Origin of the sequence: Streptomonospora nanhaiensis (assembly GCF_026642255.1) — a bacterium.
Lineage (GTDB): Bacteria > Actinomycetota > Actinomycetes > Streptosporangiales > Streptosporangiaceae > Nocardiopsis > Nocardiopsis tropica.
Genome location: NZ_CP113264.1, coordinates 3,817,322 through 3,828,824 on the forward strand (window position 1 = coordinate 3,817,322; position 11,503 = coordinate 3,828,824).

General features: G+C 74.4%; 11 protein-coding genes and 2 tRNA genes. 6 read left to right on the top strand and 7 right to left on the bottom strand.

The window, feature by feature from the left end:
- The first annotated feature begins 145 nt into the window (after positions 1–145).
- From OUQ99_RS16520 to OUQ99_RS16545, 6 genes are all read left to right on the top strand, one after another.
- Positions 146–217, top strand: a tRNA-Pro gene (locus OUQ99_RS16520).
- 61 nt (positions 218–278) lie between these two features.
- Positions 279–350, top strand: a tRNA-Arg gene (locus tag OUQ99_RS16525).
- A 1-nt stretch (position 351) separates the two neighbouring features.
- Entirely contained in the window at positions 352–2,658 is a 2,307-nt protein-coding gene (locus tag OUQ99_RS16530; RefSeq protein ID WP_267944650.1) for a transcriptional regulator, read from the top strand.
- A 386-nt stretch (positions 2,659–3,044) separates the two neighbouring features.
- Positions 3,045–4,016: a phosphatidylinositol-specific phospholipase C gene (locus OUQ99_RS16535; RefSeq protein WP_267944651.1), complete on the top strand. Its 972-nt coding sequence runs from the start codon at positions 3,045–3,047 to the stop codon at positions 4,014–4,016.
- 427 nt (positions 4,017–4,443) lie between these two features.
- Complete coding sequence (locus OUQ99_RS16540) at positions 4,444–5,040, top strand: DUF3224 domain-containing protein (RefSeq protein WP_267944652.1); 597 nt, start codon at positions 4,444–4,446, stop codon at positions 5,038–5,040.
- Between the two features lie 266 nt (positions 5,041–5,306).
- Positions 5,307–5,930, top strand: coding sequence for a response regulator transcription factor (locus tag OUQ99_RS16545; protein WP_267944653.1), 624 nt, complete (start codon positions 5,307–5,309; stop codon positions 5,928–5,930).
- On the opposite strand, the gene OUQ99_RS16550 is transcribed toward OUQ99_RS16545, so the two are convergent.
- From OUQ99_RS16550 to OUQ99_RS16580, 7 genes are all read right to left on the bottom strand, one after another.
- The gene (locus OUQ99_RS16550; protein WP_267944654.1) at positions 5,872–6,501 is read right to left on the bottom strand and encodes an SAM-dependent methyltransferase; all 630 of its coding nucleotides are present in this window, start codon (positions 6,499–6,501) and stop codon (positions 5,872–5,874) included. The two genes, OUQ99_RS16545 and OUQ99_RS16550, sit on opposite strands and share 59 nt — an antisense overlap.
- A complete protein-coding gene (locus OUQ99_RS16555; protein WP_267944655.1) occupies positions 6,498–7,493 on the bottom strand; it encodes an NAD-dependent epimerase/dehydratase family protein in 996 nt (331 codons plus the stop codon). Before OUQ99_RS16555 ends, OUQ99_RS16550 begins: the two co-directional genes overlap by 4 nt.
- Entirely contained in the window at positions 7,486–7,974 is a 489-nt protein-coding gene (locus OUQ99_RS16560) for an adenylyltransferase/cytidyltransferase family protein (RefSeq protein WP_267944656.1), read from the bottom strand. Before OUQ99_RS16560 ends, OUQ99_RS16555 begins: the two co-directional genes overlap by 8 nt.
- Positions 7,961–8,530, bottom strand: a complete 570-nt coding sequence (locus tag OUQ99_RS16565) for a helix-turn-helix transcriptional regulator (protein ID WP_267944657.1) — start codon at positions 8,528–8,530, stop codon at positions 7,961–7,963. Before OUQ99_RS16565 ends, OUQ99_RS16560 begins: the two co-directional genes overlap by 14 nt.
- Entirely contained in the window at positions 8,523–9,428 is a 906-nt protein-coding gene (locus OUQ99_RS16570) for a carbohydrate kinase family protein (RefSeq protein ID WP_267944658.1), read from the bottom strand. The genes OUQ99_RS16565 and OUQ99_RS16570 overlap by 8 nt, the downstream gene beginning before the upstream one ends.
- A complete protein-coding gene (locus OUQ99_RS16575) occupies positions 9,425–10,609 on the bottom strand; it encodes a glycosyltransferase (protein ID WP_267944659.1) in 1,185 nt (394 codons plus the stop codon). The genes OUQ99_RS16570 and OUQ99_RS16575 overlap by 4 nt, the downstream gene beginning before the upstream one ends.
- A gap of 216 nt (positions 10,610–10,825) precedes the next feature.
- Positions 10,826–11,488, bottom strand: a complete 663-nt coding sequence (locus OUQ99_RS16580; protein ID WP_267944660.1) for a hypothetical protein — start codon at positions 11,486–11,488, stop codon at positions 10,826–10,828.
- Positions 11,489–11,503 lie beyond the last annotated feature (15 nt).

An 11,503-nucleotide genomic window follows, 5' to 3' on the forward strand; every position in this document is an offset into this window, starting at 1 on the left:
CCGACGGGCCCGGCGCCCCGCCCGCGAAAACCCCTTTCCCCCCGGAACCCGGGACGGCTACGGTGAGGCGCGCGACGCAGTACGGCCCGACGCCGTGGCCCCCGGACCACCCGGAAGGGCGCCGGCGGGGCCGTGGCCGCGGCCACGGCACGTAGCTCAGCAGAAGAGCACCCGGCTCGGGACCGGGAGGACGCGGGGGCGGAACCCGCCGTGCCGGCGACCCGGGCCCGACCCCCGAGGGTTGCGGGGACCGGGCGGTCCGGGACACCGGGCCACCACGACGTGTAGCTCAGCAGCAGAGCACCCGGCTCCGGTCCGGGAGGACGCGGGGGCAGGACCCGCCATGTCGGCATGGACGAGAACACCGCACCCGCACAGGCCGACCCCGGTTACGCCGTCGGCCGCCTCGCCGAGGCGTTCACGGCCGCGCTCACCCACGAGGACCCCCGTGTCCGCGAGGCCGCCGAGAAGCGCGCCGACGCCTGGCGGCTCGTCGTCGCGGGCATGGCCGACGGCACCCTCGACATCGGCTCCGGCGCCCCGGTCCGCCACCTGCCCCCCTGGGTCACCCTGGAGATCGCCCCCGGCGGCTTCGCCACCGGGAGGGCGGCGGCGGGCGGCCTCCTCCGGCCGCACGAGGAGGCCCTGGCCCGGCGGCACGGCCTGCCCGCCACGCGCTCGGCCCTGTACGCCCACCACCTCACCCAGGACGGCCTGGCCGAGCTGTCCGGCCTGCTGGACAGCGGCGCCTACGAGATCGACGTGCCCGAACAGGCCGCCCTGCTCGGCGTGGCGTGGCTGGTGCGCGCCGGGGACACCGCCGGCGCGCTGCGGCTGCTCGCCGCGGTCGAGCCCTTCGCCGACACCCTGTGCTTCACGCCCCGGCCTGCTCCGTTCCACGAACTGCCCGGCCGCGTGGTCCACCGGGCCTCCGCCGGGGAGGTGCGCGCGGACCTGGACCGGCGCACGCGGCGCAGGTCCCCCGCCGAGAACCGGCCCCTGGTCCAACAGGAGGCCCTGGCGGTGTGGAACCCGTTCGCCGACCGCGTCCTCGCCCACTGGTGGCAGACCCGCACGGGGGACCGCGTGGACGGCCGCCGCCCCGAGGGCTGGCGGGCCCGGGGCGCGGACCTGCTCGCCGAGTACGCACGGCTGGCGGCGGAGCACACACTGTGCACCAAGCACCGCAGGCCCAAGGAGAACCTGGCGGTCATGCTGACCGCGCTGCGCGAGGCCGTGGAGTCGGACGGGCCCACCGCCCGCAGCCGCGGCCTGCTCCAGCACGCCGTGGACTCCATGGTGCGCAAGCGCGGCCTGCCCGGCTCCCCCGCGCACACCGCCCTGCGCACCGCGCAGGCCGCGCACGCCGCACGGCCCACCCACGACGTGCTCGCCGGACTCGTGTCCGCCCGCCTGGCCGGGCTGCCGCAGAACTCCGGTGTGCCCCGGATCGAGGAGGCGCTCGCCCCCGCCACGCGCGAGGAGGCCGACGGTCTCCGTGTCCCCGTGGGCTGGCCCGTTCCCGGCCCCCTGCGCCGCATCGCCCTGCGGGCCGCCGCCGCTCCCCTGGACGACCTGGTCGCACTCGGGGTGGTCCCCTCCGCCGAGGTGATGGCGGAGCTGGTCCCGGCCCTCACCGCGTCCGCGGAGGCCGCCGCCGCGCCCGACCCCGCGCTCTCCCGGCTGGTCGCCGCCCACCACCGGGCGTTCAGCCGCCGGCGCTCCCTGATGCTGCTGAACCTGGAGAGCCAGGTCCGGGCGGACCGGCTGCCGTGGGTGCGGGCGCTGCGGCCCCACCTCTCCGACACGGGGACCCGCCGGGAGGCCGTCTCGCGGCTGGTCCCCGAGCTCGGCGCGTCGGCACTGACCCATTTCCCCGGCACGGTCCTGCCCAACCCGCTGGTGCGCGAGTTCAACGCCGTGTCCCGGTCCGCGGGGCTGGACCTGCCGTGGCTGGAGGAGCTGGCCGCCGACATCTTCACGGGCGAGTTCGCGCCGAAGTTCCTCCGTGCCGCCAAGGCCGCCGCCTCGCTGGTGGAGGGCACCGCCTACGCCCGCTACTACGGAATCGACTGCGCGGAGGTGCTCGCCCTGGAGGAGGCGCCGCCCGCCGGGTCCGCCGACCGGACCTCCCCCTTCGCCCTGCTGTGCGCGGAGCGGGCGGGGCTGCGGAGGTCCGGGGTCGCCTCCAGCGGCACGGTGATCGAACAGGCGCAGATCCTCACGACCCACAACCTCGCCACGCTGGTGGGGGCCGGGGCCGCGCCGGCGGCGGGGTGGGCGGACCTGGCATGGCGCGCCCACGCCCTGGCCGTCGCGGCGGTCGAGCGCCTGCCGCGCGTCGGCACTCCCCGCGGGCACGTCCGGAGCGCGGCGTTCTCCTGGCGCCAGGCGGTGTTCTTCCTGTCCCTGTGCCCGGCCCCGGAGCAGCGCGGGGCGGTGGCGCGGATGGAGGAGTCCCTTCTCGCGCGCCCCCGCCACACCCGTGAGCGGATGGCTCCGGTGGTGGCCGGCCTGCGCCGGGTCGTCGACGGCGGGCCCCTGGTGGAGGGGGGAAGTGACGGTGCCCGGCGCTTCCTGGGCTGGTCGGAACGGCAGCACTGGATGCTGGAGATCGCGCCGCAGGCCCTCCTGCCCCGTACCCGCCGGTGGGGATGAGGCTTCGCAGGCGCCCCTCCCGGCCGGTCGGGGCCGCAGGCTGCGGCGTCCTCACGCGGTGACCGGGTGGGAGACGGGAGAGGCCGGTGCGGGGCATCCGTCCACGCTGCCCCGCACCGGCGTGCGCGCGGACACGCAGGGACCAGCCTACGGAATCCGGTGCCTTCTCGGACCCTGTTTGCCATAACTCGTGGGGTGGGCGGACCATCCCCAGTCTCACCTTTACGGTGTAGATTCTCGCTGGGGTCCGGGGCGGCCGACGCCCGCGGCGGGAGCGGACGACGGCCGCGCACAGGGGGTGTCAGGACGGTCGCGCCGTGGCAGTGTGGACGGCGTTCCGGACGCGCCCCGGTGGCGCGCCCGCCCCGTGACCGAAGGAAGCCCCCATGCTCCCCTCCCCCGGCCCCGCCTCCCCGACCGGGCCCGCGTCCCTGCTGGCCGCGGCCCTGTCCGCCCTCCTCGTCCTCCCCGCCCTGCTGGCCCCGGCTGCCCCCGCCTCCGCGGCCCCGGCCCCCCTGGTCGAGCACTCCTCCTGGATGGCGGCGCTGCCCGACGGCGCGAGCCTGTCAGCGCTGTCGGTGCCCGGCACGCACGACAGCGGCGCCTGGCGCGGATCCGTGTGGTCCCGCACCCAGGACCTGACCATCGCCCAGCAGCTCGACTCCGGCGTGCGCTTCCTCGACGTGCGCACGCGCCACTACCGCGACGCGTTCCCCATCCACCACGGGGCCGAGTACCTGCACCTCAACTTCACCGACGTGGTCACCGACGTGGGCGCCTTCCTCGAACGGAACCCGGGCGAGACCGTGCTCATGCGGCTCAAGAAGGAGCACACCGAGGAGGAGAACACCCGCAGCTACGAGGAGACGCTGGACCACTACATCGAGCAGAACCCGGACACCCGTGATGTGCTGGCGGAGCACCTGTGGGTTCCGGACGGGGACGGGAACCGGGTGCCCGACCTGGGCGAGGTCCGGGGCCGGATCGTCATCGTGCAGGACTTCGCCGCCTCCCGCGCCTACGGCGTCCACTGGAACGGGCCCGCGCTCAGCGTCCAGGACGACTACCGCGTGCCCACGCTCTTCGACATCCCCGCGAAGTGGGACAGCGCCCGGGCGCACTTCGACGCGGCGGCCGGCGGCCCCGCGGACCTGCTGTACGTCAACCACCTGAGCGGCAGCGGCGCCCCGTGGGCCAATCCGCGCGACGTCGCGTGGGGCGCCCTGGGACAGCGGGGCGTCAACGCCTACGCCGTGGACCACCTGCGCTCCTCGCGGGCGCCCCGGACGGGCGTCGTCGTCATGGACTTCCCCAGCCAGGAGCTGACCGACCTCGTCCTGGCCCGCAACCCCTCCTGACGCCGGGGCCCCGGCCGCCCCGCGCGGCCGGGGCCCGTGCGCCGCCACAGGACCGCCGCCCCCACCCCCGCCCCCGCACCGGGCTCCGGGCTCCGGGCTCCGGGCTCCGGGCTCCGGAAAACGCTTCCTCCGCAACCGGGGGACCGCGAACCGTAATTCCATTCCCTCCCCACAGGGGATTCCCTCTCCCTTCCCGGGGGATTTCCAAGGAAAAGCACCGGAGAAAAAAGGCGGCCACTATTTAAAGTAATGGATCGGAAACAGAAGGTGAGGAACCGAGATCTAGGCCCCCGCCGTATCCAACGACTCATGCGACCGTCCGAAATGTTCCCTATGTTCATTTCCAGGGTGAATGACGATCCACCCCCGGTGCAGAGGAGTAGGCATGAGAATCTGCGGCAGAGATTTCGCGAGAGCAACCCCCCTGTTGGCCGCCGGAGCCGCGGCGACGCTCCTGTCGGCCTGCTCACCCGTGTGGGCCGACCCGGGAGACGGCCCGCCCCCGCCCGACGGCGGCACCGCCTCCCCGACGCAGGGCCCCGGCCCCGGCGCGACCCCGGACCCGAGTGCCCAGCCCAGCACCGGCCCCACCCCCGAACCCAGCTCCAGCCCCTCCCAGGAGCGCACCGCCACCGCCGTCGTCCACCTCCTCGACCAGACCGTCGAGGAGATCGGGCCCCCCGGCGACCCCAGCGGGACCCAGATCCTCAACACCGTCTTCCAGACCGACTTCGTCGGCGACCTCGACGGCAAGGGGTACCACGTCTATCTGGACCTCGTGGACGCCTCCGGCGGCGCGACCAGCGAGGGCGCGGGGAGGTTCGTCGGCTCCCTGAACGGCGTCGAGGGCACCTTCGCGATGGACGCGTGGGGCACCGCCGACGCGGGGGGCGCCATCAGCGCCGAGTGGTGCGTCGTGGACGGGTCCGCGAGCGGCGACCTGGCAGGACTCAGCGGCTGCGGGCAGATCCTCACCGACGGCACCCCGGAAGCCCACGTGACCTTGACCTACACCCTGCCATAACCCCCTGACCTGCCCCTTGACCCCCGGCCGAGCTCTTTTGGTCGGGGGTCGCGCCTTCTTCCGGCCGACAGCGCCTTTACACGGACACGAAAACTGTCAATGGACAAGTGAATGCCGGACTTCCTACTCTGTTACCCACTCCGGTTCGAGGATACGGTCACCGCCTGGTACCCGCCACGTTGGAAAGCAGACGCCGCATGCACCTGTTACTGATCGACAATGCCCGACTCTACGCGGAGCCCCTGGCCCGACGTCTTCGGGGACATGTGGACATCAACGAAGTCACGTTGTGCTCATTAAGAGAAATCAATGACCACACGCATGCGGAGGCGCTCAGATACGACGCCGCCCTGATCAACGCGAGCGCCCCCAACGTCGAGCAGGTGATCTCCTCCCTGTCCAAGGTCCCCCTGGCCGTCATCGCCCTGGGGGTCGAGGAGACCGAGAAACAGGTCATCGGGCTCGCCGAGTCCGGTGCGGCGGGCTACGTACCGCTCAGCGGCGACATCGACGACGTCGTCAGGAGCACGAGGGCCGCCGTCCGCAGGGAGATGCACTGCTCACCGGACATCGCCTTCCAGCTGTGGCGGCACATCGGCCTCATGGCCTCCCAGGCGCCGGAGCAGAAACCCGCCGTCCACCTGACCCGGAGGGAGCAGGAGGTCCTGTCCCTGATCTCCCTGGGGGCGTCGAACCAGCAGATCTCACGCGAGCTCTTCATCGAACTGCGCACCGTCAAGAACCACGTGCACAACATCCTGCGCAAGCTCGGGGCGAAGCGGCGGGGCGAGGCCGCCGCGCGGGCCCACGAGCTCGTCGGCTGGTCGGCGGTCACCCCTTCCGACGCTCAAGGACGACGATCTCGAAACCTGGGTCGTCGAGGCTCATGACCGTGTCCAGCCCCATGCGCCCCTCCACCGCCCGGTGCGCGTTGTAGCCGTCCCACCCCTGCCCCGGCGCCGTGCTCCGCCGGTGCACGCAGACGACGTGGCCGCCGGGCCGCAGGCGGTCCCGGAGGCCCTTCGCGAGGAGCTCGAGGTCGTCGGGGGTGAAGTAGTACAGGAACTCGGAGAGGACCACGAGGTCGAAGGAGGCGTCGGGCAGGTCCCGGGGGAGCACCGACCGGCGCACGCTCACGTGCGGGGAGTCGGCCAGCGCGGCCGTGGCGGCCTCGACCGCCGCGGGCGCGCTGTCCACGGCCAGCAGACGGTCGCAGCGTCCGGCCAGCCCCCGTGTCAGCACCCCGATCGAGCAGGCGGGCTCGTATCCGGAGGCGTAGCGCCTCCGGGGCAGGCTGGCGAGGGTCAGGTCGTACTTCCTGCGCTCGTACCAGCGCACCGACAGGTTCCACGGGTCGGGGGACTCGGTGTAGCGGCCGTCGAAGTAGGACGGGGGGATCGAGTGCTCGTGCGGGGCCGCGTCGTCGCCGTGCCGGCGCGGCCGGGGGCCGGCCCCGCTCACGGGCGCTCCCCGAACAGGTCCGGATTGGCCCGTGTCCAGTCGAGGTAGTGCCGCAGGCCGTCGGCCAGCGTCGTGCGCGCCTCGAACCCCAGGAGGTCGCGCAGGCGGGCGGTGTCGGCCGCTCCGCCGTCCGGGTCCCCGACCGGGCGGGGGCCGCGGGTCACCCGGACCCCCGGCACCAGGTCCGCCACGGTCCGGGCGAGCTCCGCGATCGGGGTGGCCCGCCCGGTTCCGACGTTGACGGTGCGCCCGGCCGCTCGGGGCGCGGTCACCGCCTCCGCCGTCGCGGCGGCCACGTCGGTCACCGAGACCATGTCGCGCACCTGCGCGCCGTCCCCGTGGACCACCAGGGGCAGACCGCGCAGCGCCCGCACGCAGAAGATCGCCGCGCACCAGCTGTGGCTGCCCGCCTTGGGCACCTGGTGCGGCCCGTAGACGCTGAAGTAGCGCAGGACGGTGACCGGCACCCCGAACCGGGTCCCGTAGAGCCGCGCCTGGCGCTCCGACCAGCTCTTGGAGTTGGCGTAGAGCATGCCGGGCTCCCCCAGGGGGTCGTCCTCGTGGAACCGGTCGCCCCGCGCCGGGACGTCGCCGTACACCTGGGCGGAGGAGGTCAGGACGACACGCCCCGTGCCGTGCCGCCGGGCCGCCTCCAGGACCACCTGGGTGGCCCTCATGCTGGCGAAGTCGCGGTCGGGCTCCGCCGTGCACGCGGCGACGTCGGCCAGGGCCGCGGCGTGGACCACCGCGTCGCTGCGCGCGACCAGCGGTCCCGTGGTCGCGGCGTCGGTGACGTCCCCCCTGACGACCTTCGCCAGCGCGCCGACGCCGAACCTCTCCGCCTGGTCGAAGGCGTAGGCGTCCAGGGAGTCGAGCACCGTCACCTCCGCGCCCGCCTCCGCCAGGCGTCGCACGACGTGGCTGCCGATGAATCCGGCGCCGCCCGTGACCAGCACGCGCCGTCCGGCGACCGGGTGCGGGGCGCTAGGCATGGAGCCTCCTCAGGAGTGCGGTCGAGGACGCGGTGACGGCCTCGTCGGTGAAGACCGTGCGGCCCCCCAGCCGTTCGACCAGTGCCGATTCGGCTCGCAGGCGCACACAGGGGTTGCGCGCGTAGTCCGGTCCCTTGACGTACACGTCGGGGCGCAGTGCCTCGATGACGCGCATCGGGCTGCTGTCCTCGGCGGCGTGGACGTGGTCGACGGCCTCCAGCGCCGCGATCAGGCCGGTCCGGTCGGCGACACCGTACAGGGGGCGCCCCGGTCCCTTCACGCACGCGGCGTCTGCGCTGACGCTGACGACCAGCAGGTCGGCCAGGGCCGCGGCCTCGTGGAAGTGGTGGACGTGGCCGACGTGGAGCAGGTCGAAGCAGCCGTGGCACAGGGCGGTGCGCAGTCCGGAGGAGCGCGCCCGCTCCCCCAGCCGCCGCAGGCCGTCGAGGTCCTCGGCCTTGTCCGGTCTAGGCGTGCCCATGGCCCACGCTCCCCCGTCCGCCCCCGGTCAGGGCCACCACGGCGGCTGTGCGGCTGCCGACGCCGAGCTTGCCCAGGATGCTCTGCACGTGGTTCTTGACGGTGTGGTGGCGTATCCCCAGCCGGGTGGCGATCTCCCTGTTGGGGAGGCCGACCGCGACGAGGGCCAGCACCTGGGTCTGGCGCCGTGTGAGGCGCCTGCCTCCCAGGGCTCCCCTGCGCACGACGTCGCGCAGGGCGCCGACCAGGCTCTCGGTGCTCTCCTGCGCCGACACGAAGCCGACCGCGCCCGCTTCCAGGCAGTGCAGGACGGCCTCATGGCAGACGCCGGAGCCGATCACCAGGGCGGCGGGGCCGTCCTCGCCCGCGAACCGGCGGATGACCTCGACGCGGCGGGGGTGGGCTGCCTCGACCAGGACGACGTCGACGCCGTCGCAGCTCTGCGGGGGGTCGGCAGCCGCCGAGCTGTCGAGCCCGGCCCGGGAGAGCTCCTCGGCCAGGCTGAGTCCTCTGGCGAGGAACTCGTCCACGACCAGTACGTGGGGGCGGTCAACCATACGCGGGCTCCGTCTCTGTGGGGGTCAGTCCGGACGCGACCAGTTCACGGGGGCTGCTGCGGGGGAAGGAGAGCGAGGCCCGGCGGCAGACGTGGCGTCCGGCGTGGATCGCCGCGGCCCTGAGCGAGGGTTCCCAGTCGGCGCCGGAGGCCCTGGCCACCAGCAGCGCGGCGGTGAACGCCTCCCCCGCGCCGTTGGGGTTGCGGGGCGTCCCGCCGCGGGACAGGGCGGGCTGTCGCAGGCGCCGGTCCCCGGTGCGCAGGACGCTCCCGCCCGCACCGCTGGTGACCGCGACGGCGCCGACGAGGGAGATCTCGGGCAGCGGTGCGAGGAGGTCGAACTCGCGCCGGTTGGCGACCAGGAGGTCGACCGCCCCGAGGAGGTCGGCGCGCCGGCCGGAGGGCATGGCCGCGAGTTCGCGGCACTGGGTGAGGTGGGGGACGAGCACGAGGCGGCGCCCGCGTGCCCGGGCGGCGAGGGTGGAGAGCCGGCTCGGTGAGCAGACGACGAGGACGGTGTCCGGCCGCGGTGCGGCGGCCGGGTCGTGCACCGCTTCCAGGGGAGGCTGCTCCCTGCGGGTGACGGTGACGGACTCCAGGCTGGGCGTGACCAGGGTGACCGTGTGGTCCAGCGGTCCGGTGCCCCGGAGAGGGCCGACGCGGACGCCCTCCGACTCCAGCAGCGACAGCGCCCGGGTGCTGTCCTCCTGGTCCCCGAGGGCGGTGGTGAGCTCCACGTCGGCGCCGAGGCGGCGCAGCGCGAGGGCGAGGCAGGCCCCCGGGCCGCCGGGGGTGCGCTCGTGGCCGGAGGCGGTGAGGCTGACGTCGAAGTCGAGTTCGGAGCCGACCCAGTAGACGTCGTCGGTGTAGGTCCCGCCGACGACGTGGAAGGCGGTCACCGCGCCGCCCCGGCGGCCAGTTCCTCGATGTCGGTGACGAGCGTGTCCAGGGAGGGCAGGGCGAGCATGTCGCGCTGCACCCCCCTGGCCCGTGCCCGGAAGGAGGGGTCGCCCAGCACCTCGCGGCAGGCGTCCGCCACGCGCCCGGCGTCGAGGTGCTCCCAGTCCAGGCGCCGGGCCAGTCCGAGCTCCTCGCACCTGGTGGCGACCAGGTGGTTCTCGGCGATCCAGGGGATCGCGACCATGGGCAGGCCCGCGCGCAGCGCCTCCCTGACGCTGGTGAATCCGGCGTGGGTGACCAGCAGGTCGGCCGTGTCCAGGAGAAGGGGCTGGGCGACGAAGTCCACGACGCGGACGTTGGGCGGGGCCGAGCGGCCGAGGTCCTGCGCCCGGCCGCGGCCGACGGCGACGACGGCCTCGCAGGCGACCTCGCCGAGTCCGTCGACGATGGACCGCAGCCGTGTGTCCGCGGCCCTGAACAGGGGCGCCACGGTGCCGAGGCTGGCGTAGACCAGCGGGAGGGAGTGGTCGAGCCCGCCGAGCAGGGGCGGCAGCCGGTCACCGGGGCGGTCCACCGTGCGGTGCCGGTAGCAGCGCAGCGTGGGGATGGCCGTCTCGGCCGGGTCGTAGCCGGGCGGCATGAGGTGGGCGTGCAGGTGGGCGTAGAGGCGCTCCGCCCGGGGGTCGGGCGGCAGCCCGAGCTGCGCGCGGTGCTCGTCCAGGGGCTGTGCGAGGCGGTCAGGGGCCAGGAACTCGGTGACCCGGCCGACCACGCCGACGGAGGCGTGGGCGATCCCGGCGGCCTCGGCCGCGAGGTAGCCGCCCATGTCGTAGGCCTCGCGCACCACCGCGTCGGCGCCGCCCTCGCGGATGTGGCCGAGCACGTCGCGGGCCGTGGCGAGGGCGCCGTCGCCGGGCAGCCCCTCGGAGACGAGCCGGCGCATCAGGGCGTCGACCTGTTCCGGGGGGATGCGTTCGGAGTCGAAGAGGGGGGCGAGCATGCCGGTGATCCAGTCCTTCCCGGCGGGGAGGAAGGGCAGGCCGTAGTGGTCGACCTCGTCCCGGAAGGACTCGGGGGCGCAGACGGCCACGTCGTGCCCCCGGGCCAGGGCGGTCTCCGCGACCGCGACGAGCGGTCGCAGGTGGGTCTCGACCGGCAGGGTGGTGAACAGGATCCGCATGGCGCCTCTCCGTGGGGACGACGGGCCGGGGGTCCTGTGCGGGACCCCCGGCCCCGGTACAGGGACCGGTGTGCCGGGCCCTCCCCGCGGTCGGGGACGGGTCCGGTGTGGGAAGGGCCCGGCGGGCCGGACGCCCGCCCGGCGGCGCCCGCGCGTCCGGGCGGTCGCCCGGTGCGGGCCGCCGGGCGGGGCCGGGGCCGGTTCAGGGGAAGGGCCCTAGTCCACCAGTGCGGTGAGCTCGCTCTCGGTCGTGGTCTTCATGCAGACGACCTGTCCGTCGGCGTCGTACAGCGCGACCTGGCCCTGCTGGACGTAGGGCTGGCCGATCGGCGGGATGGAGGTCAGGTCGCAGTGCATGACAGCCGGCAGGCGGTTGTGCAGGGTGCCCAGGGGGGTGTCCGCCTCGACGTACACCTCCTGGACGCTGCGCACCGGGTCGGTGCCGAAGTTGACCAGGGGGTCGATCTCCAGGCGCCCGAAGGTGGGGCGCATCATCGGGTCGAGCCCGCGGCCCACGCGCAGCCGGACCCGCTCGCCCGGCCACAGCACCTCGCTGGTGCCGACGGCGTCGTAGGTGATGGTCTCCAGGTCCAGCCGCAGGGCGCCGTCCAGGGTCAGCACGGGGTCGTGCAGCCTGATCTCGGACTCCTCGGCCACCAGGGTGATGACCTCCTCGGGGGTGTCCGCGGAGGCGTCCCCCCCGAACTTGAGGGTGATGGTGGTCCGGACCCTCGCCTTGAACCCCAGGCTGCCGTCGCTGAGCTCGCGGCGGGGGATCATGACGTCGACCAGGTGGCTGGTCTTGGAGTGCAGCAGTTCGGCCGCGAGCGCCGGATCGGCGGCCCGCAAGCGGTCCTTCAACGTGTCGGTGGTGGTCATCTCACGCTCCTCGTC